20 protein-coding genes and 1 tRNA gene are annotated in these 19,414 nt (G+C 69.2%); 4 read left to right on the forward strand and 17 right to left on the reverse strand.

The features are described from left to right. The first annotated feature begins 53 nt into the window (after window positions 1-53). Window positions 54-431, forward strand: a complete 378-nt coding sequence (locus GVL03_RS01605) for an RNA polymerase-binding protein RbpA (RefSeq protein ID WP_159498817.1) — start codon at window positions 54-56, stop codon at window positions 429-431. Window positions 432-437: 6 nt separating this feature from the next. Here the strand turns inward: GVL03_RS01605 and lnt are convergent, their stop codons facing one another. The 9 genes from lnt to GVL03_RS01650 form a co-directional block, all read right to left on the reverse strand. Then, window positions 438-1,997 (reverse strand): apolipoprotein N-acyltransferase, encoded by a 1,560-nt coding sequence (lnt, locus tag GVL03_RS01610; RefSeq protein WP_159498819.1) that lies wholly within the window; start codon window positions 1,995-1,997, stop codon window positions 438-440. Between the two features lie 45 nt (window positions 1,998-2,042). Then, a complete protein-coding gene (locus GVL03_RS01615; protein WP_159498821.1) occupies window positions 2,043-4,511 on the reverse strand; it encodes an RNA helicase in 2,469 nt (822 codons plus the stop codon). Then, window positions 4,508-5,263: a twin-arginine translocase subunit TatC gene (tatC, locus tag GVL03_RS01620; protein ID WP_159498823.1), complete on the reverse strand. Its 756-nt coding sequence runs from the start codon at window positions 5,261-5,263 to the stop codon at window positions 4,508-4,510. The genes GVL03_RS01615 and tatC overlap by 4 nt, the downstream gene beginning before the upstream one ends. 69 nt (window positions 5,264-5,332) lie before the next feature. Continuing rightward, complete coding sequence (gene tatA / locus GVL03_RS01625) at window positions 5,333-5,596, reverse strand: Sec-independent protein translocase subunit TatA (RefSeq protein WP_159498825.1); 264 nt, start codon at window positions 5,594-5,596, stop codon at window positions 5,333-5,335. A 66-nt stretch (window positions 5,597-5,662) separates the two neighbouring features. After that, window positions 5,663-6,634 carry a YafY family protein gene (locus tag GVL03_RS01630; RefSeq protein ID WP_159498828.1) on the reverse strand — a complete coding sequence of 324 codons (972 nt, stop codon included), beginning with the start codon at window positions 6,632-6,634 and terminating at the stop codon, window positions 5,663-5,665. After that, on the reverse strand, window positions 6,631-7,626 hold the full coding sequence (locus GVL03_RS01635; RefSeq protein WP_159498830.1) for a YafY family protein: 996 nt from the start codon (window positions 7,624-7,626) through the stop codon (window positions 6,631-6,633). The genes GVL03_RS01630 and GVL03_RS01635 overlap by 4 nt, the downstream gene beginning before the upstream one ends. A gap of 29 nt (window positions 7,627-7,655) precedes the next feature. Beyond that, the gene (locus tag GVL03_RS01640) at window positions 7,656-8,573 is read right to left on the reverse strand and encodes a hypothetical protein (protein WP_159498832.1); all 918 of its coding nucleotides are present in this window, start codon (window positions 8,571-8,573) and stop codon (window positions 7,656-7,658) included. A 4-nt stretch (window positions 8,574-8,577) separates the two neighbouring features. Then, the gene (locus tag GVL03_RS01645; protein WP_159498921.1) at window positions 8,578-9,588 is read right to left on the reverse strand and encodes a tRNA (adenine-N1)-methyltransferase; all 1,011 of its coding nucleotides are present in this window, start codon (window positions 9,586-9,588) and stop codon (window positions 8,578-8,580) included. A gap of 8 nt (window positions 9,589-9,596) precedes the next feature. Continuing rightward, a complete protein-coding gene (locus GVL03_RS01650) occupies window positions 9,597-10,289 on the reverse strand; it encodes an HAD family phosphatase (protein WP_159498834.1) in 693 nt (230 codons plus the stop codon). Between the two features lie 107 nt (window positions 10,290-10,396). Between GVL03_RS01650 and GVL03_RS01655 the strand changes: the two genes are divergently transcribed. Further along, entirely contained in the window at window positions 10,397-11,260 is an 864-nt protein-coding gene (locus GVL03_RS01655) for a PAC2 family protein (RefSeq protein ID WP_159498836.1), read from the forward strand. A gap of 220 nt (window positions 11,261-11,480) precedes the next feature. Here the strand turns inward: GVL03_RS01655 and GVL03_RS01660 are convergent, their stop codons facing one another. Both GVL03_RS01660 and GVL03_RS01665 read right to left on the reverse strand, forming a co-directional pair. After that, on the reverse strand, window positions 11,481-12,314 hold the full coding sequence (locus GVL03_RS01660) for an undecaprenyl-diphosphate phosphatase (protein ID WP_159498923.1): 834 nt from the start codon (window positions 12,312-12,314) through the stop codon (window positions 11,481-11,483). 34 nt (window positions 12,315-12,348) lie between these two features. Continuing rightward, window positions 12,349-13,662, reverse strand: a complete 1,314-nt coding sequence (locus tag GVL03_RS01665; protein ID WP_159498838.1) for a M20/M25/M40 family metallo-hydrolase — start codon at window positions 13,660-13,662, stop codon at window positions 12,349-12,351. A gap of 157 nt (window positions 13,663-13,819) precedes the next feature. On the opposite strand from GVL03_RS01665, the gene GVL03_RS01670 reads away from it, so the two are divergent. After that, window positions 13,820-13,904: transfer RNA gene (locus tag GVL03_RS01670), tRNA-Leu, on the forward strand. 110 nt (window positions 13,905-14,014) lie between these two features. On the opposite strand, the gene GVL03_RS22195 is transcribed toward GVL03_RS01670, so the two are convergent. From GVL03_RS22195 to GVL03_RS01700, 6 genes are all read right to left on the reverse strand, one after another. Beyond that, window positions 14,015-14,272: a tyrosine-type recombinase/integrase gene (locus GVL03_RS22195; RefSeq protein WP_159498840.1), complete on the reverse strand. Its 258-nt coding sequence runs from the start codon at window positions 14,270-14,272 to the stop codon at window positions 14,015-14,017. Continuing rightward, complete coding sequence (locus tag GVL03_RS22200; RefSeq protein WP_159498842.1) at window positions 14,269-14,481, reverse strand: hypothetical protein; 213 nt, start codon at window positions 14,479-14,481, stop codon at window positions 14,269-14,271. The genes GVL03_RS22195 and GVL03_RS22200 overlap by 4 nt, the downstream gene beginning before the upstream one ends. Continuing rightward, window positions 14,439-15,929: a MobF family relaxase gene (gene mobF, locus GVL03_RS22205; protein ID WP_235037973.1), complete on the reverse strand. Its 1,491-nt coding sequence runs from the start codon at window positions 15,927-15,929 to the stop codon at window positions 14,439-14,441. The genes GVL03_RS22200 and mobF overlap by 43 nt, the downstream gene beginning before the upstream one ends. 136 nt (window positions 15,930-16,065) lie before the next feature. Continuing rightward, entirely contained in the window at window positions 16,066-16,632 is a 567-nt protein-coding gene (locus tag GVL03_RS01690) for a hypothetical protein (protein WP_159498844.1), read from the reverse strand. Continuing rightward, window positions 16,629-17,303, reverse strand: a complete 675-nt coding sequence (locus GVL03_RS01695; protein ID WP_159498846.1) for a response regulator transcription factor — start codon at window positions 17,301-17,303, stop codon at window positions 16,629-16,631. The genes GVL03_RS01690 and GVL03_RS01695 overlap by 4 nt, the downstream gene beginning before the upstream one ends. Beyond that, window positions 17,300-18,475: a sensor histidine kinase gene (locus GVL03_RS01700; RefSeq protein ID WP_159498848.1), complete on the reverse strand. Its 1,176-nt coding sequence runs from the start codon at window positions 18,473-18,475 to the stop codon at window positions 17,300-17,302. The genes GVL03_RS01695 and GVL03_RS01700 overlap by 4 nt, the downstream gene beginning before the upstream one ends. 236 nt (window positions 18,476-18,711) lie before the next feature. Here GVL03_RS01700 and GVL03_RS01705 point away from each other — a divergent pair, with 236 nt between their 5' ends. After that, window positions 18,712-19,413 carry a hypothetical protein gene (locus tag GVL03_RS01705; protein WP_159498850.1) on the forward strand — a complete coding sequence of 234 codons (702 nt, stop codon included), beginning with the start codon at window positions 18,712-18,714 and terminating at the stop codon, window positions 19,411-19,413. Window position 19,414 lies beyond the last annotated feature (1 nt).

Consider the following 19,414-nt stretch of genomic DNA (forward strand, 5'->3'; position numbering starts at 1 on the left):
CTCCCAACTCGAGGCGTTATACCGGGAAGCACACGCGACGAGAGGACCACACAATGGCAGACCGCAGTCTCCGCGGCATCCGACTCGGCGCCCAGAGCCTACAGAGCGAAGAGGGCGTCGTTTTCCATGAGCGCACACAGCACATCTACGTCTGCAGCGTCTGCGGCAAAGAGAGCACGCTGACGTTCGCGGCCGACGCCGAGGCGCCCCAGACCTGGGAGTGCCGAGCATGCGGCGGCGAGGCCGTTCTCCGCATCGGCGACTCGATCGTCACGGTCGACCACGGTGATCAGAAGGCCGCCCGCACCCCGTGGGACATGCTGCTCGAGCGTCGCACCATCCCGGAGCTCGAAGAGCTTCTGGAGGAACGGCTCGCCTTCATCCGCTCGCGCCGCGGCGCCGGGGAGGACATCACCAAGAAGACCGCCTGAGCCCGGTCACCGCGCGGCGTCGTTCCCCTCGTGGGGCGGCGCTGTTTCGCGTCGGCGGAGGAGGGCCAGCGCTCCGGTGAGCGCGAGCCCGAGCAGGCTCCCCCAGCCGAGGACGCCGTGCACCCAAGGCCCCAGCACGACGGCGGCGGTGAGTCCGGTCCGCAGCGGGACGTCGGTCAGCATGGCCCCCGCCTCGTCGGCGGAGAGCCCCTCGATGACCGCACCGTCGGGGGCGATGACCTGGCTCGTGCCCACGGTCGAGATGTTCACCACCGCGCGCCCGGTCTCGATGGCGCGCATCCGGGCGAAGGCGAGCTGTTGCAGGTTCTCGTCGGTGCCCCGGAAGTCGGCGTTGTTGGTCTGGAACATGAAGACCTCCGCGCCGCCGTCGGAGGCCGCCCAGATCACGTCGTCGTAGATGACGTCGAAACAGATCGCGAGGCCCACCGCAACGCCGTCGACGTCGAAGACCGGCGCCGATGACCCCGGTGTGTACTCGCGCTGGATGAGCCCGATCAGGTCGGGCGCCAGCGACTCGTAGAACCAACGGTCGGGCACGTACTCGCCGAAGGGAACGGGATGGAGCTTGTCGTAGGTCTGAACGGCGCCCTCCCCGGCGCGCCAGAGCATCGACATGTTGAAATACTCGTCGCCGCGCGCGGAGCCGGGAACGTTCGCCAGCAACGGCGCGTCGAAGCGCAGGGCGACCGCATCCAGCACGGCCGCCGTCGCGGCGTCCGTCGCCGGGTCCGCGTCCACACTGCCCTCGGGCCACAGCAGCACGTCCAGATCCTCGTCGAGCAGTGACGCGGACGCCTCGATCTGAGCCTGGAGCACATCTCCGCGCTGCCGCTGGTCGAAGTATCCGGCGGGCCCGTTCCCCTGCACGGATCCGACGCGGATGCTGCCCGCCTCGTCGGTGGGGAACTGCGGGGTCACGAGGAGCACCGCCGCGACGATCGCCATCGGAAGCGCCGTGCGCAGATCATGGAACCGGCGGCTCCGCACGTACTCGATCGCCAGGGCGCACAGCAGCACGACGAGGAACGACAGCCCGGACATCCCCACCCACGAGGCCACCGGCGCGAGCGGACCGGCCGCCTGGGTGACCCCGATGCGCGCCCAGGGGAAGCCGCCGTAGGGCCAGGAGCCGAGGAACTGCTCTCGAAGGGTCCAGAGTCCGGCGACCAGGACCGGCAGCAGGATGAGCCGCGCCCACGTCCCCGCCGCGACGCGCGGCAGCCACCGGTACGCCCAGGTGATGAGGATGGCGCCGACACCGGTCAGCGCCGCCTCCAGCATCGAGAGCGCGAGCCAGGGCACAGGGCCGAGATACCGAGCCGTGAAGGAGACGTTCACAAGGAAGAAGGCCGCGCCGAACAGTGTTCCGACCAGGAGCGCGCCGCCCGCGCGCCGTCCGATGAGTGTCAGGAGCGTCAGCGGCACCGCGACGAAGACCATCGGCCACCAGCTGACGGCGGGAAAGGCGAGGGTCAGCAGAAGTCCCGCGGCCACGGCGGTGGGAGCGGCGGCCCACAGAGGCAGCAGCGGGCGCGGGCGGGTCACGGGATCAAGCCTAGGACGGGGTACGCCGGCCGGACGCCACTCGGCTCAGACCGCCGTGTAGGCGACGATCCCCCGGCGCACCGAGTCGAGCGCGGTCCGCGCCGTCGAGGCGAGAGGCGAGCCCGCGACGAGGGAGAGCTGATCGAGCAGGTCGATCGTCTGCTTGGCCCACCGCACGAAATCGCCCGCCGCCATGTCCGCCTCGTTCAGGACCCGGTCCAGCAGCGCGCCCCGCGCCCACGAGTGCATCGCCTGCGACAGACCGCTGGCCGGGGGCTCCGAGCCCGGCAGCCGGTGATCGCGTTCCAGATCGTCCAGGCGCTGCCAGAGCGTCTCGGTCTCGCTCAGGGCCGTCCGGAACGCGCCCCGCGGGAGCCCTCGCTCGCCCGTTCCCGCCTCGTCACGTCGGGGTTCGTAGACGAGGGCGCAGACGAGGGCCGCGAGCGACGGGGCGTCGAGGCGGTCCCAGATCCCAGCGCGCACCGACTCGGCGACGAGCAGATCCCGTTCGCCGTAGATCCGCCGCATCGTGCGTCCGGCATCCGTGAGCACCGTCGCTCCGTTGTCCTGCCGCACGTAGTCGAGCGCCGCGAGCACCTCCACGACGCGATCGAACACGCGCGCCACGGTTCCCGTCCGCGCATCGATCTGCGATCGCATCCGATCGACCTGGCGCTGCAGCTTGCGGCGACGCTCCGCCCATCGCGCGTGCTGCTCGCGCTCCGGGCAGGAGTGGCAGGGGTGGCGCTGCATCCGCCGTCGCAGCGACTGGAGCTCGCGCTGGCGGGCGTCCCGGGTCGCCCGGGACGCGGTCGCGTCCTTGCGGTTCAGCCGCTCGAGGTCGCCGAGCGCGGCACGGGTGTCCGCATACTCGGCGAAATCTCCGCGGTCGCACCTCTCCGCGTCCGCATAGCCGGCGAGGGACTCCTCGGCGGCGCGCACCTCGCGGGCGAGGCCCACGACCGCGCGGTCGGCCTGGAACTGGGCGAAGGACGACTCCAGGATCTCGCGCGCCCGGGCGCGCCCGAACTGGTCGATCAGGTTGACCGCCATGTTGTAGGTCGGCCGGAAGCTCGAGTTCAGCGGATAGGTGCGCCGGGAGGCGAGGGCGGCGACCGCCTGCGGGTCCATTCCCTCGGTCCACTGCACGACGGCGTGGCCCTCGACGTCGATGCCGCGGCGCCCGGCGCGCCCGGTGATCTGCGTGTACTCCCCCGAGGTGATGGCCACCCTGGCCTCGCCGTTGAACTTCTCGAGCTTCTCGAGCACCACGGTGCGCGCGGGCATGTTGATGCCGAGCGCGAGGGTCTCGGTCGCGAACACGACCTTCACGAGCTTGCGCTGGAAGAGCTCCTCGACGATCTCCTTGAACGCCGGGAGGAGGCCCGCATGATGCGCTGCGACTCCTCGCTCGAGGTTCTCGCGCCACTCCCAGAAGCCCAGCACGGCGAGGTCCTCCTCGGCGAGGGCGCGGGTGCGCTCCTCGACGAGCTCTCGGATCTCCCGCCGTTCCTCGGTCGTCGTCAGCCGCACACCGGAGCGGCGCACCTGCTGCACGGCCGAGTCGCACCCGACGCGGCTGAAGATGAAGAAGATCGCCGGCAGGAGCGTCGCCCGGGCGAGCAGCTCGACGACCTCGGGACGGTCGATCCGCTCGATGCGACGGGCGTTCGACGAGCGCACGAGGCGGGCGCCGCCCTTGTGCGGATGGCGATGCTGACCGTCGGCACGACGGTGCTGCATCGACTGCCGGTTCTGCGCATACGTCGTGCCGGTCGCGGAACGGATCCGCATGAGCTCCTGGTTGACCTGCGCGGTCGCCACCCCCGCCCTGTCGTCGAACAGGGGCAGGAGGTCACCGCGCACGAGCACGTGCTGCTCGAGCGGCACCGGTCGCGTCTCGGACACGATGATGTCGGTGTCGCCGCGCACCGTGTCGAGCCAGTCGCCGAACTCCTCCGCGTTGGAGACGGTCGCCGACAGCGACACCAGCCGCACCGCCGGTGGCAGGTGGATGATGACCTCCTCCCACACCGCCCCGCGGAAGCGGTCGGCGAGGTAGTGCACCTCGTCCATCACGACGAACCGCAGGTCGCGCAGCGCGGGCGACGACGCGTACAGCATGTTGCGCAGCACCTCGGTGGTCATGACCACGATGCGCGCGGAGCCGTTGATGTTGGTGTCGCCCGTGAGCAGCCCCACGTTCTCGGCGCCGTAGACGTCGACGAGCTCACGGAACTTCTGGTTCGACAGCGCCTTCATCGGCGTCGTGTAGAACGCCTTGTCGCGCGCGGTGCTCATCGCCAGATGGATGGCGAACTCGCCCACGATCGTCTTGCCCGCACCCGTGGGCGCGGCCACGAGCACGCTCCGGCCCTCCTCGAGCGCCTCGCAGCCCTCGGTCTGGAACGGATCCAGCGAGAAGCGCTGCAGGGCGGCGAACGCCTGCGCCTGCGGATGGTGCTGCGCCCTGGACGCCCGCGCGTAGCGTTCGGCGGGGCTAGGGTCGTTCACGCGCCGGACTCCGCGAGCAACGCGTCCTCGCGCCGGCGTCGGCGCCGGTCGACGAGCAGGGATATCCCCGCCGCGGCGAGATACAGCACGATGAGGATGCCCGCGAGCATGAGCATCGAGAAGATGTCGGCGGCGGGCGTCGCCAGCGCCGCGAAGATGACCGCGACCAGCACGGCCACCCGCCACCCCTTCAGGATCGCCATCCCGGAGACGACCCCGGCGAAGTTGAGGGCCACGAGGAAGACGGGGAGCACGAACGAGATGCCCACGACCAGCAGAAGCTTGAAGATGAAGTCGTAGTAATACTGCGAGTCGAAGAACAGCGCCCCCTGCTCGGGGACGAACTGCGCCATCAGCTCGATGATGTGCGGCATGATCAGCCACCCGACGACCGCGCCGCCGAAGAAGAGCGGGATGGCGGCGGCCATGAACCCGATCGTGTAGCGCGTCTCCTTGCGGGTGAGCCCTGGCATCAGGAACGCCCAGATCTGCCACATCCACACCGGCGCGGAGATGATGATGCCGATCGCGAACGAGATCCGCAGCCGGAGATCGAAGCCCGCCGTGATCGACGTGAAGTTCAGCTTGGCGAACTCGGTCCCCCGCGACTGGGCGATGATCTCGATCGGGATGGACAACAGCGCGATGACCTGCTCGGTGACGACGAAGGCGATGATCATCCCCACCACCAGCGCTAGCGCGGCGATCATGAGCCGCTTGCGCAACTCGATCAGGTGCTGCCCGAGCGTCATCCTCCCGTCGCCGCGCCGCGACGACCCCCGACGATCGACGCGAGGAGGTCTTTCCGCCACCACGGACGGTCAGCGCTGCGGAGAATCGGTTCCGTTCGGCCGCGACGAGTCGCTCGAGACCGTCGAACCGAACTGCGGGTCTGCGGGAGAAGAGGCCTGGGCGGGCGGGTTCTGCGCCTCGTCCTCCTTCTTCATCTCCTTCATCTCACCCTTGAAGACCCGGGCGGACTGCCCGAGGCTGCGCGCCAGGGCGGGGAGCTTCGCGGCGCCGAACAGGAGCAGGATGACCAGGAGGATGATCAGGAAGTGCCATCCGGTGAGTCCTTGGAGCATGTCGCTTTCCTTCCGCGGGCGTGGATCCAGTGTAACCCCTCGACCTCCGCGCGGGCCTTGCGACGCTCAGTCGCCGCGGTACTGCGCGAGCCCGGCGTCGGCCCACTCGGCGGCGGCGCGCCGGGCCGCCGCCGGTTCGAGGATCTCGACCTCTCCCCCACGACGGGCGGCGAGCCGTCGCAGGCTCTGCTCGTCGGCGATCCGCATCGTCGCCACGCACCAGCCGTCGGCGACCTCGATGTCGGCGTGATCGAGGTAGTCGCCGAGCAGGGGCGCGACGGCGGCCGGGAAGCGGATGCGGGCCACCACGTCGAACGCACCCGACTCGAACAGATCGGGCAGCGGCTCCCCGGCGTGCTCGATCGGGATGTCGGTGAGCACCAGATCGCTCACCCGGTCGAGGTGGAACGTGCGCATCCCCTCGCGCAGGTGGCACCAGCCCTGCAGGTACCACTGCGCGTCGGCGATGTGCACCTTCACCGGGTCGACCGTACGGGTCGTGGCCGCCGCATCCGGAGCCTTGTAGGTGAACGACACCGCGACGCCGGATCGAAGGGCCTGATCGACGGTGTCGCGCACCGTGTCGACCGGCGCCGGCGCGACGATCACGTCCGCCGGCACGGCACCGGCGCCGCGCGCGAGCTTCGCGAGCAGGCCCGCGACGATGTCGCTCTCCGCGAGGCCGGGGAGCGAGCCGGTCAGCTGGAGTCCCGCGAGCAGCGCCGCGGCCTCACGAGCGGTCAGGCGCGGCGCGCGCTCGAGCCCCACGGTGTGGGTGAGCGAGATGCGGCCCTGCTGGTCGAGAAGGTCCCAGTCGATGTCGAAGAGGTCGTTCGGCAACTGCCAGTAGCCCCCCTCGCCCGGCCGCCCGATGACGGTCAGCTTCTCGACCATCTCCCGCATCTGCGCCGCGGAGACATCGAACGCCGCGGCCGCCTCGGCGACCGGCACGTCCCCCCGCTCGAGCAGGTACGGCACGAGCTGCATGATGAGCGCCGCACGTTCCGTGGCCAGCAGCGTGCGGTTCTTCGCGCTCATCGAGTGCCCCCGTGGCGTTCGTGGACCGCCCGCAACCGCTCGATCACGAGATCGCGCAGGTGCGGCGGTTCGACGACGCGGGCCTCGGGCCCGTACGATGCCAGCTCGTCGGCGAGGACGTGCGCGTCGACGTACGGCACGCGCAGTCCCTGGGTCGCCGGAGTCGCCCGACGCCCGAGCCGGAGCGCGGCCTCGGTGCCGGGGTGCACCTCGACGAGCGCCGTCTGCGAGTCGGCGAGCTCACGCAGCCCCCGGAGCGCCCGCTCGCCGGCGCCACGGCGCGACTCCGGGTCGAACCCCTCGCGGGTGATCACGACCGCGTCGGTGATGCGCGAGAGCAGGTAGGTGCGCTCCGCGTCCGTCGCGACGTCCACTCCGAGAACGTGCCAGCGGGCCTCGTACTCGACCAGCGCCAGCGGGCGCACCCGCCGCAGCCGGGCCGAGCGCTCCCCCGGCTTGAGATACGGGAACGTGACGGTGCGTGCCTGCTCGATGGCCCGCTGCAACGGGGCGAAGGCGTGGTCGCGCACGCTGATCCGCGGCGCGTAGCCGATGATCCGTTCGTCGACGGGGTTGCCGAGCGCACGGATCTTGCGCAGACCGCTGCGCGCCTGTTCGGACATCGAGCTCTCGCTCCAGACGCTCCCGGCGAGGTTGAGCAGGGCGATCTCCGCGGCCGTGAACTCGATGTCGACCGGGAGCGCGTACTCCGCGGTCGGCACCCGGTAGCGCGCCTCCCGCAGGTCGTCGGGGTCCGCGTGGTCTCCGATCGTCTCGATCGGCACGCCGAGTCCGCGCAGATTCTCCTTGTCGCGCTCGAACATCTTCTCGAGCGCGTCCTTCGATGCGCCCGCCTCGCTCTGCTCCCGATAGCCCGACACGGACGACAGGATCGTCTCCTTGGTGAGCCCCTGCTCGGTGGCCAGCAGCGCCACCACGAGGTTCACCAGACGCTCCTCGGGCGCACTGCGCGGAGCATCGTTCCTGGGCACGCCCCCATCCTAGGGCGGGGCGGAGGGGGTCAGCCCGCGGCGACGCCGACGACGCCGAGGATATCGACGACGTGCACCCGGGCGGTCGGCTGCGTCTCCGAGGCGGGGACGACGACCATCACCTGGGAGCCGACCGTCTGGCCGACCAGCGTGTCGAGCACGGGGTCGTCGCCGTCGACGGGCTGGAGGGCGGTCGGGACGTCCCCCCAGGTGGTGCTGACGAGCTGCTTGTCCCAGCCGACGACCAGGACCTGCGCGGCGATCGTGTCGCCGGCCGCGACGGTCGCGCCGTCGCCCTTCTTGAGCACCTGCGCGACCGGCTCCGTCGGCGCCTCGGCGTCGGGCACGATGACACCGGGCACGCCGTCCGGGGTGCGCACGACGGCCGGAAGCCCGAGTCCCTGGTTGAACTGCTCGGCACCGTCCGCTGCACTCAGGTAGACGGTCTGGAGATCGATCACGGCGACGACCGATGCTCCGTCGGTCTGGACCACCTGGGCGGCCTCGGCGAGATCCTCCGGGGAGAACGCGACGACGATCCGGGATCCCGCGCTCGCGCACATGAGCGCGTCGGAGATCCCCGGCAGCGCAGTGTCCCACTGCGCGACGGTGTTGAGCTGGGCCTGCGCGTCGTACCCCTGCTGCAGGATCTGCTCGCCCGTCTCGCCGTTCACGAGAGTGATCCCGAATCCGATGAGCTGATTCGCCGTGACCACCTCTGTGCCCTCGCCGGTCTCGAGATCGGCGAACTGCAGCGACCCCGCCCGCAACGGCGTCGACACGGCGACGTCGGGCGCGCTGTCCGCGTCGCCCGTGACCGACACCAGGTTCTCGAGGGCGCCGGGGACGGTCGATCGATCGCACGTCGGGGTCTGCACCGAGGAGCAGCCGACGACAGCGACTGCGGAGAGTCCGAGAACAGCGGCAGCGGCGGGGAGTCTACGCACCGGATCAGTCTATGCGCTCGGTTCCGTCGCCCTCGTCGCCGTCCGCGGCCGAGCGTGCCGCCGCCGCGGCGCGCTGCGCCTCGCGGACGCGTTTGCGCAGGTTCTTGTCGGTGATCTCCCGGTCGCCCAGGGCGCCGGGCGTCCACAGCTCGACGTCCTCGTCGCCGTAGCTCGACTTCGAGGCCCGACGCTTCTGCTCGGGAGCGACGGCGCCGGGGGCGAGTCGGCGGGCGCTCAGCAGGAAGCCGGTGTGGGCGACCATGCGGTGATCTGGGCGTACGGCCAGGCCTTCGACGTGCCAGCCGCGCACCATCGTCTCGTTCGCCTCGGGATCCGTGAACAGCCCGGTGCTCCGGATGTACTCGGCCACACGACTCAGCTGCGTCGCCGTGGCGACGTAGCAGATGACGACGCCGCCCGGGGCTAGGGCGTCGGCCACGACGTCGATGCACTCCCACGGCGCCAGCATGTCGAGCACGACCCGGTCGACGCTCGCGGGCGGCACGGTCTCGGCCAGTTGCGCGACGAGATCGCCGACGACCAGATCCCAGTTCGGGGGCTGCTCGCCGAGGAAGGTCTCCACGTTCGCGCGAGCGACCTCGGCGAAGTCCTCGCGTCGCTCGAACGAGATGAGCCGTCCGCTCGCGCCGACGCCGCGCAGCAGCCACAGCGCGAGGGCGCCGGAGCCGACGCCCGCCTCGACCACGACCGCACCGGGGAAGACGTCGGCCTGCGCGACGATCTGCGCCGCATCCTTCGGATAGACGATGGCGGCGCCACGGGGCATCGACATCACGAAGTCGCGCAGCAGCGGACGCAGGGCCAGGTACTCGTGACCGCCGCTGCCGGCGACCACCGAGCCGTCCGGCAACCCCACCAGCTCGCTGTGCCGCAGCACGCCGTGGTGTGTGTGGAGCTCGCCTTCGACGCGCAGTGTGATCGTGTGGAGGCGGCCCTTGGGGCCGGTGAGCTGCACCCGGTCGCCGTATCGGAAGGGGCCGCGGGGTGCGGCGATGGATCCGCTCACTGTGCGGCGTCCTCTCTGATCTGCCGGGCGTGCCCGGCGTGGAGTGCAGCGATGTCGGCGGCGACGCGGCCTTCGAGCGTGGGCCAGAGCGCCGCGGCACCCACCCCGGTCAGCGACACCATGTGCGGCACGCCGAGCGCGATCGTGCCCGCGGCGATCGCGGACCGCAGGCCGTTCGGGGAGTCCTCGATGGCGACGGTCTCCTCCGGCGGGACGCCCAGCGCGGCGCAGGCCTGCAGGTACGGGTCGGGGAACGGCTTCGGACGGGTGGCGTCGTCGCCCGCGATGATGAGGTCGAACGCGTCGAAGTCGATGAGGTCCACGACGGTCGTCGCCATCCGGCGCATCGACATCGTGACGAGAGCCGACTTGACCCCCGCCGCCCGCAGGTCGGCGAGGAGCTCGCGTGCGCCGGGGCGGAACGGGATGCCCTGCTCGCCCAGCGCGGTCATCACGCGCGCGGTGAGCAGGTCGACGATCTCGTGCGTGGCCATGCGCACCCCCGCCGACTGCAGGATGCGGGCGGAGTCGTCGAGCCCCAGCCCCACGACGGAGAGCGCCTGCTCGTGCGACCATGTGCCGCCGTAGCTCTCCACGAGCGGGGTCTCGGCGGCCATCCAGTACGGCTCGGTGTCGACCAGGGTGCCGTCCATGTCCCAGAGGACCGCGGTGGGGAGCGATGCTGTCACCGTCCCATGCTACGAGGCAGCGATCGCGTGGCCGCCCCGCCGGTGCCGAGGGCACACGCTGCGCCTATCCTGGAGGGACCCGCGCCGCGGGGAGAGGGAGGGAACGCGTGGAGGGACTCGGTCGTCGCGTGCTGGTCGCCGCCTTCGACGGGTGGAACGATGCCGGCGAAGCCGCATCGGCCGCCGTGTCGCTGCTGCGGGAGGACGGCGACTACAGGACGGTCCACTCCGTCGACCCCGAGCTGTACTTCGACTACCAGTACACGCGCCCGCACGCCGCGATCGACGCCGACGGCAGCCGCATCCTGAAGTGGCCGGAGACGACTCTGCTGCGTCCGGCGCGCGCCACTCGGGGCACACAGCTCTGGCTGCTCACCGGGGTCGAGCCGGCTCGGGCCTGGCAGGCGTTCGCCGCCGAGCTCGTCGACGTCGCCCTGCGCGAGGACATCACGGGCATCGTCGGACTCGGCTCGATGATGTCCGACGTGCCCCACACCCGGCCGATCTCGGTTTTCGCGGGGAGCGAGAACGAAGCGTTGCGGACGAGCCTCGATCTCGAGCGCAGCACGTACGAGGGTCCCGTGGGCATCATGAGCGTCATCGGTCACGTCGCCGATGCGGCCGGCATCCCCGCGGCGAGCCTCTGGGCGAGCGTCCCGCACTATGTGGCCGGGCACACGCCGTCGCCGAAGGCGACGCTGGCGCTTCTCGACCGCCTCGAGGACCTCACCGGCGCCAAGGTGCCGCGTGCGGAGCTGGCCACGGAGTCCGCCGCCTGGGAGGCGTCGATCGATGCGGCCGCCGCCGACGACGAGGAGATGACCGAGTACATCCGTCAGCTCGAGCGCACGAGGGACACCTGGGACTCGCCGGAGGCCTCCGGCGACGCCATCGCGCGCGAGTTCGAGCAGTACCTGAAGCGCGGCGGCGACGGTCCTACCAAGCCCGGTCGCGACGACCCGCGTCGCTGAGCGCCGCCGCCGGAGCCGTCCGGTCGTCCTCCGAACCGCGAGACTGCACGTGGGCGCCGAGACCGTGGGGAAACCCCGCTGTCTCGGCGCCCCGCTGCAGTCTCGCGGGTGAAGGTTGAGGGATCCGGGTCCTCGTGCACGGGGAACGTCGGGTCAGCGGCCTGGGTCGCTGACGACCGACGAAGGATGCCAAATCTCCCCCCTCCGGGGAGATTTCGGGTCAGGGCTGGATGACGCCCGTCGCGAGCATCACCATGACGAACGCTCCGAGGGCGACGCGGTAGACGACGAACGGCAGGAAGCTGCGCTTGGAGATCCAGGCCATGAAGAACTTGATCACGACGAGCGCCACGAAGAAGGCCACGACGGTCGCGGCCCCGGTCTCCCACAGCGAGAACGGCGGATTCGCCTCCGGCTCGCGAACGACCTTGAAGAGCTGGTAGAAGCCGCTGCCGAACACGGCCGGGATCGCGAGCAGGAACGCGTAGCGGGCCGCCGCCGCCCGCTCGTATCCCATGAACAGACCCGCGGTGATCGTGCCGCCCGAGCGCGAGACCCCGGGGATCAACGCGAGCGACTGCGCCAGCCCGTAGATGGCGCCGTCCCCCAGGGTGAGGTCGCGGAGCTTGCGCTTACGGGCGCCCACGGCATCCGCGATCCCGAGCAGCACGCCGAAGAAGATGAGCATCCCCGCGACGAGCCAGAGCGAGCGGAAGACGCCCTCGATCTGGTCCTCGAAGAGAAGACCCAGCACGACGATCGGGATCGAGCCGATGATGATCAGCCACCCCATGCGGGCATCCGGGTCGTTTCGCGGGATGCGGCCGAACAGCGCCGCGAACCAGTGCTTCACGATCCGCACGATGTCGCGCCAGAAGAAGATGACGACGGCTGCTTCGGTGCCGATCTGGGTGATCGCGGTGAAGGCGGCGCCCGGGTCCTCGGCGGCCGGCAGGAACGATCCGAGGATCCGCAGGTGGGCGCTGGAGGAGACCGGGAGGAACTCGGTGAGCCCCTGGATGAAGCCGAGCAGGAGCGCTTCGAGGAAGTGCAGCATCGACGGCCTTTCGAGACGTGAGGAGGACGGTTCAGAAGGAGCGGAGCAGGTCGGTCAGGACGCGTTGCCCGAACACCAGGGCGTCGATGGGCACGCGCTCGTCGACTCCGTGGAACATACCGGTGAAGTCGAGTCCGCGCGGGAGGCGCAACGGGGCGAAGCCGTATCCGGCGATGCCGAGTCGCGACAGCGCCTTGTTGTCGGTGCCCGCGCCCATCAGATACGGGATGACCGGGGCGTCCGGGTCGTGACGACCGAGCGCCGCCACCATCGCGTCGACGAGGTCGCCCGAGAACGGCGTCTCGAGTCCGACGTCGCGGACGACCGTCTCGATCGCGATCCCGTCGCCCACGATGCGGCGGATGTCGGCCAGAGCAGCCTCTTCGGTGCCGGGCAGGACGCGCACGTCGATGAGTGCCTCCGCCCGGTCGGGGATGACATTGTGCTTGTACCCCGCTGTAAGACCGGTCGGATTCGCGGTGGTGCGCAGCGTCGCCTTGAGAAAGCTCGCCGCCGGGCCGACGGAGTCCGCGATGGCGTCCGGGTCGTCCGGCGGCAGGCCGGTGAGCGCGGAGAGGACGTCCAGGAACTCGGTCGTGGTGGGCGTGAGCCGGATGGGCCACTCGGTGCGGCCGAGGGCCGCGACGGCTTCGGCGAGTCGGGTGACGGCGTTGTCGGGGTGCACCCGGCTGCCGTGCCCCGCCGCGCCGCGCGCGACCAGACGCAGCCAGAGCAGTGCCTTCTCGCCCACCTGCAGCAGGTAGGCGCGGCGATCGCCCACGTCGATCGAGAAGCCGCCCACCTCGCTGATCGCCTCGGTCGCCCCCGCGAACCACTCCGGGCGGTCCCGGACGACGAGCTGGGATCCCTCGACGCCGCCGTTCTCCTCGTCGGCGAAGAACGTCACGACGAGGTCGCGGGCGGGTCGGTCTCCGCTGCGGAGGATGTCGGCGACGGATGTGAGGATCATCGCGTCCATGTCCTTCATGTCGACCGCGCCACGGCCCCACAGCAGACCGTCTCGGATCTCTCCGCCGAACGGATCGACGCTCCAGTCCTCGGCGACCGCCGGCACGACGTCGAGGTGTCCGTGGACGACGAGCGCGGGCAGACTGCGATCGCGCCCGGGCACCCGCGCCATCACGTTCGTACGACGCGGGACCGGCTCGTAGTACTGGGGCTCGAGTCCGAGCTCGGCGAGGTAGGCGCCGACGTACTCGGCCGCCTCGCGCTCCCCGAGCGCACGGCCGCCGCCGTAGTTCGTGGTGTCTATGCGGATGAGGTCGCGGGCGAGGCGGGCGACCTCCGGAAGTGCCGCCTCCCCCGTGTCGGCGCTCTCGATCATGCGGATCAGGCTACCGGGTCGGGGTCGGGGGCCCGACCCGATGCGACGTCGAGGGTCGCGGGCCGATGGGACGACACACGCGGGGCCGACCGCAATTCTCGGCCGCATCCGGGACGTGGTAATGTCGTTCCTCGGTTGCGAAACCGAAACATCCGATGCGCGGGTGGCGGAATAGGTAGACGCGCTAGCTTGAGGTGCTAGTGCCCGTATAGGGCGTGGGGGTTCAAGTCCCCCCTCGCGCACAGAACGAAAGCAGCCCCTCACCAGGGATTTTAGGTTCCCGGTGAGGGGCTACTTCATTGTCATGGGGCGAGATATGGGGCAAGCGCCTCTGTTCGCCCCATCGCGGGGTTCAGGTCCCGGCGAGGCGGTTGGCGAACTGGTCGACGGCGTTCTTCTGCATCGTCGGGGTGACGTGGCTGTAGATGTTCATCGTCGTGGTGATGATGGAGTGCCCGAGGCGTTCCTGCACGACCTTGGGCGGCACGCCCAGTTCCATGAGGATCGTCGCGTGCGTGTGCCGGAGCCCTTTGAGGGTGACGCGGGGCAGGTGCTGGAGCTTCTTGACCCTCGCGGCCCATCTGAGGCGGCGGTCCCACCGGCTCGTCATCGCGTCAGGCGAGCGGGGACAACCTTGTAGGAGGCGAGCGCCTTCACGGTTGCGGCGTCGATGTCGATGTCGATGACGCGGGCGTTGCCGGTCTTGGTGGTCTTCGTCTTCGTCCAGTCCTCGGGGTTGATCGCGCGCCGGATGCTGACCTGCGAGGTCTTGGCGTTCAGGTCGTTCCATTTGAGGGCGAGGGCTTCGCTGCGCCGCATCCGCGTGTTGGCAAGTTATCTTGTGGCAAGTAAACTTGTGACATGGAGTCGGAACCGATCATCCTGGACAGTGCCCACCGGCACGGTGTCTCGGATGCGGCGATGCTCCATGCGCTCCGTTTCCCTGTCCGGCACTTCGTGCAAGACGACGCGATGACCATGTTCGTCGGCCCCGACGAGACCGGCACCCTGGTCGAGGTCGGCGTCATCGAATGGCACGGCATCATCGCTATCGCGCACGCGATGCGTCCGGCTCGACCCAAGTATCTGAGGTGAACATCATGGCTCCACGCTCTATCGAAGACATCAAGGCCCGCGCCGACGAGTTCGCGGACGCGTTCGAGAACTACGACCCCCAGCCCGGCGACCAAGACGCCCCGATCCCGCCCGTGATGGCGGTCAAGCTCGCCGCCTGGCGACGCGACACCGCCGAACGCGAACTCGCAGACGCTGTACGCGCGGCGCGGGAGAAGCGGCTGTCGTGGCGCGAGGTCGGTGAGGCGATCGGCACCAGCGGCGAGGCCGCACGCCAGCGCTACAGCACCAGTGCATAGCGTTGTGGGTTTCTTCGCGGGCCGCTCGTGCGCCCACGCTTTCGCCGCGAGACGGGTCGAGACGACCGGCCCCATCGACTCGCCCGGATGCGTTGCCTCCCACTCCGCTTCGAGCCGTTCGAGATGCTTGCGTACTTGCTCGCCGCGCTTGCTCATCGCACCGTTGAACCGCTCGAGCTCGGCAACCTCACCCGATACCGGATCAAGGGTCAAACCGTGCCGATCCAGCACCTCCGCAAGCTCAGGGTGCGCGGCGATCACGGCAGTGCCAAGGGCACGGATCGCGCCCTGCTGCCGGAACAGCGCCGCCGTGTCCAAGGCTCGCGACTTCCCGGCCGCCCATACGCGGGTGCCGATCTGAAAGTGGATATGCCGGTGCGGGTCACCCGCCCGGCTGGTGCGGTGCGACACCGCCACCGTCTGCAACGCCTCGACGGGCACGACCTCCTGCTTTCCCCGCGGCCCCACGCGGGTCACGGAGTGCTCGGCGAGCCACCGCTGAATCTCGTTTACGGCGTCCTGCTGCGCCTGGTCGAGCGCTGCGGAGACTTCGGGGTGGAGGGCCGCGGCGATGGAGAGCGACTTGGGGGCGTTCGCGACCATCTCCGCGAACCGAGGCGATCCTTGCCGACCTTCACCCGGCAGACGCGGCTTCCCCATCGACTCCCCGGTGAGCGGGTTGAGCCAGTCCACCCAGCCCGCATACGCCTCCGGGTCGAGCCCCAGCGCGGCGGTCACGTTCCCGTCGCCATCAAGCGCGGTGAACGCTGCCACGGACGTCTCCGCGCCGAGGTAGTAGTCATCGGCGCGGGAGCGGTCGGCTTCGACATAGCGACGCGCGTCGGCTCCGGTTCCCCGGAACAGGATGACGCCGCCATGCATGAGACTCACCACCGAGGATTTCTAGTACGGAAATGACTGTATCTACCGCGGTGGAATATGTTCATTCAGAAGAACAAAAAGTGAGTTCGTTGGTTCATTCTTCGAGTTAGTGAATGATGCTGTGTCCGAGTGGAAGGCGATGAGTGATTCAGGTCGTTCTTGGTGCAGGTGCGAGTCTGACGATGCCGATGATGACCATGACGATTCCGATAAGGGAGACGGCGATTCCTGCGATAGACCACCAGGCGAGCGGGCCGATGAGCCCGCCGAGGGTGAAGGGTGGTGCGGTCACGACGGGGATGCCACCGGTTTGGCAGGTGATGTCGTAAGTGCCTGCGGTGCTCGCGGTGACTTGCGCGAAGGACTCGTAGCGGGTGCCGCTGACGAGCGTATTGAGAGCACTCGCGGGCGCGAATACGACCGTCGCCGGTTCGTCGTTCGGGCCGGTCGCGGTGCAGGATTCGTGGTCGAGTTGGTCGAGGTCGGCGACCGGGCCGAGGAGGTAGACGGACTCGCCGTCGCCCAGGGTGATGGTGCCGGTCGGTGAGACCTCTATGGTGTTGTCGGCGAGGTCGAGGGCGCCGGGTATCATGGCGAAGCTGCCTGCGAGGACCCCGAAGATGGGGCCGGTGACGGTCAGGATCGCGCCGATGACCAGGACGATGATCGCTCCGGTGCGTGGTCTGCGGGTCGGGGCATCTGATGGTGCGCTCATGGGTACTCATTTTCGATGTCGGCCTGCCATCCAGGGTGCTGGTAGGCCCAGACGATGGCTTGCACTCGGTCTCGAACCCCGAGCTGCCGGATGATACTGGACACGTGGGTCTTCACGGTGCCGATCTCGATGAACAGTTGCTCGGCGATCTCGGCGTTGCTGTGCCCCTGAGAGAGGGCGGCGAGCACGTCGCGTTCGCGGGCTGTGAGGCGCGGAATGGTTGCGTCTCGTACGGTGGGTGTGCGTCGGCGGGCAAACTCGCTGATCACCCGGCGGGTGACGGCGGGCGAAACAAGTCCGTCACCGGAGGCGGCTGCTCGGACGGCGTCGATGATGTGCGCGGGCGGTGCATCTTTGAGGAGGAACCCGGCCGCTCCGTTCTCCAGCGCACCGAAGAGGTACTCGTCAAGGTCGAATGTGGTGATCACGACGACGGGGATCGGATCGGTGAGGCTTTCGCCCGCGAGGGCTGCGGTAGCGGAGATTCCGTCGCCTCCGGGCATCCGCACATCCATGAGCACTACGTCCGGGCGATGCGATTTCGCGTGGGTGACGGCTTCGGGGCCGCTTCCGGCCTCGGCGATGACTCTGATGTCGTCCTGCGTTTCGAGGAATGCGCGCAGGGCACGGCGAACACTGGGCTGGTCGTCGGCGATGAGTACGTCGATCATCGCGACACCTCCGATCGGGTTGCCGGGAGTGTGAGTATGAGTGTCCAATCGCCGTTCTCGGCGATGCCAGTGTCCAGCTGGCCGGAGAGGATATGCGCACGTTCGGCCGCACCCATCAGTCCATAGCCCGAGTCTGCGAGCCTGGGGTTCTGCCCCTCGCCGAGACCCATCGGGTTTCGCACTTCCAAGCGAACCGCCGTGCTGTCGCTGTGCAAGGTGACTGCGACCGGCGCTCCCGGTGCGTGCGTAGCAGCGTTCGCGAGAGCTTCCGTGAGGACGCTGACCACGGTCGCCGTCGCCGCACTGACTGGTTCGTGGGAGATGGTGACCCGCTCTTGAACGTGGAGCCCCCGTTCCCGTGCGACACGTTCGAGGGCGCGGGTCGTGGCCTCTGCGAGCGGTTCGGGCTCGCGGGATGAGGGGTCGGTGTCGTCATTGCGGAGCGCTCCGACGACGGATCGGATGCTGCCGAGCGCTTCAGCGGTCTTCTGCTCGACCTCTTCGAGTACCGGGTTCGGCCCGGTCAGCAGCGCTGCCCGTGTGGTCAGCAACACATCCATGATCTGGTGCGCGGCCAGATCGTGCAGTTCTCTTGCCATACGGTTACGTTCCCGTGAGACGGCGCTGGCGGCTTCGGCACGGGTGCGAGCCTCGATCAGTTGGGCTCGCTCGGCCGCGTCACGGGCGCGTTGCCGTTCAGCGCGCATCCCAACGCCGATCATGTAGCAGGCCAGGAAGAAGAACCCCTGACCGAACGCGACCACGACAACCTCCGGCGCGGAAAGCGACAGGCCAGCGGTCGCAGCGAGAACGAGTTGAACCATCGTCGCGACTGCCCAGGCTCCGGCCACGAGAAGCCCTGCAATCAGCGGGCGCGCGAATGTCGCGAGCGCGTAGACGCTGAACCAGAGCGGCAGGGCGACGCCGCCGAGCCCGCCGTTGCCGATCAGGACAGCTCCCGTGAGGTGTAGGGCGAAGACGCCTGCGAACACAAGGATCGGGTGTCGCTGATGCCACCACAACAGGCCAGCCGAAATGACGGTTCCCGCTACCCATGTCGCGTAGGCCCCGCCCGGCGGAATCGTCAGCGCCGGATCGGTCTGCGCGGCGAGGTGGACCGCCCAGAGATAGAACCCGCTGACAAGCACACTGAGTGCGCCGACCACCGTCACGGCGAGTACCTGTGAGCGCCGCGACGGGCGCGAGGACAACTCAGCGGGTGCGACGGGAGACGAGTTCATGGCTTCAAGTCTGGCCGCCCCCGGCGTGAGACGCCTCTGTCGGAAGACAGAACAACGCGATGCATGACAGCCGCACAGGGGCAGGTAGGTACCGAGCACAGCCGTTGAGGGGCGATCTCTGTCCTGCGACAGATGTGCAGGTGCTTTCGTCCCTCAACACTTGAAGCATGACCAACCAGACGCCCAACGTGCACAGGAATAGAGCCGGCGTCGTGCCCTGGACGGGCGCTGTCGTGGCGTTGACGGGGGTGCTCGCTATCGCAGTCGCGACCCTCATACGGGGCGGTGCGGAGGCCGACGACGACATGACGGAAGATGCTGCGCTCGGGTTGGCGCCGTCCAGCGTATTGCTCGCGTCGATCCTGTTCCTCATGACCGTTGTGATCTGCATGGCTCCCTTGCTGCTTGTCTGGTTCCCACAGTTCCGTTCGCCGTTGACCAACGGCACCGCCGGACAGCTACGCCGGTTTCTCGATTGGTTCCTCATCGGGCTGACGCTGTGCACGATGGCCGCGTACCTCGGTGTGACAGGTCTGGCCGACTCCTGGGACGTGTCCTTCACAGGAGCGGTGTGCGTCGGGCTCGGTGTCCTGCTGGTCAGCATCGGCATCGGATACCCCCGCGGTGGCCCGAACTACGACGGGCCGGTCTCGTTCATCGCGACGGTGACCAAAGAGTTCGCACGATCCGCGCCCACGCAGAAGTACGGCACGAGCACTGTCGGGGTCGCGCTCATCGCTACGGGTTCCTGGGTTCCCGGTCCCGTCCTTCTCATCACGACAACCGTGGTCTTGGCGTTGCTGTGGTTGCTGCCCTGGATCATCGCCCTCGCCCGAACCTCCCGGATCGAACAGGACAACCGCGCATGAG

The organism is Microbacterium sp. 18062 (genome assembly GCF_902706225.1).
Classification (GTDB): Bacteria; Actinomycetota; Actinomycetes; order Actinomycetales; family Microbacteriaceae; genus Microbacterium.

Coding starts and splice junctions, on each gene's coding strand:
- GVL03_RS01605 (WP_159498817.1), top strand. CDS start 54: ATGGCAGACCGCAGTCTCCGCGGCATCCGACTCGGCGCCCAGAGCCTA.
- GVL03_RS01695 (WP_159498846.1), bottom strand. CDS start 17,303: ATGATCGACGTACTCATCGCCGACGACCAGCCCAGTGTTCGCCGTGCC.
- tatC (WP_159498823.1), bottom strand. CDS start 5,263: ATGACGCTCGGGCAGCACCTGATCGAGTTGCGCAAGCGGCTCATGATC.
- GVL03_RS01665 (WP_159498838.1), bottom strand. CDS start 13,662: ATGATCGAGAGCGCCGACACGGGGGAGGCGGCACTTCCGGAGGTCGCC.
- GVL03_RS22195 (WP_159498840.1), bottom strand. CDS start 14,272: ATGACGAGCCGGTGGGACCGCCGCCTCAGATGGGCCGCGAGGGTCAAG.
- GVL03_RS22200 (WP_159498842.1), bottom strand. CDS start 14,481: ATGCGGCGCAGCGAAGCCCTCGCCCTCAAATGGAACGACCTGAACGCC.
- GVL03_RS01705 (WP_159498850.1), top strand. CDS start 18,712: ATGACCAACCAGACGCCCAACGTGCACAGGAATAGAGCCGGCGTCGTG.
- GVL03_RS01630 (WP_159498828.1), bottom strand. CDS start 6,634: ATGAGCGCGAAGAACCGCACGCTGCTGGCCACGGAACGTGCGGCGCTC.
- tatA (WP_159498825.1), bottom strand. CDS start 5,596: ATGCTCCAAGGACTCACCGGATGGCACTTCCTGATCATCCTCCTGGTC.
- GVL03_RS01690 (WP_159498844.1), bottom strand. CDS start 16,632: ATGAGCGCACCATCAGATGCCCCGACCCGCAGACCACGCACCGGAGCG.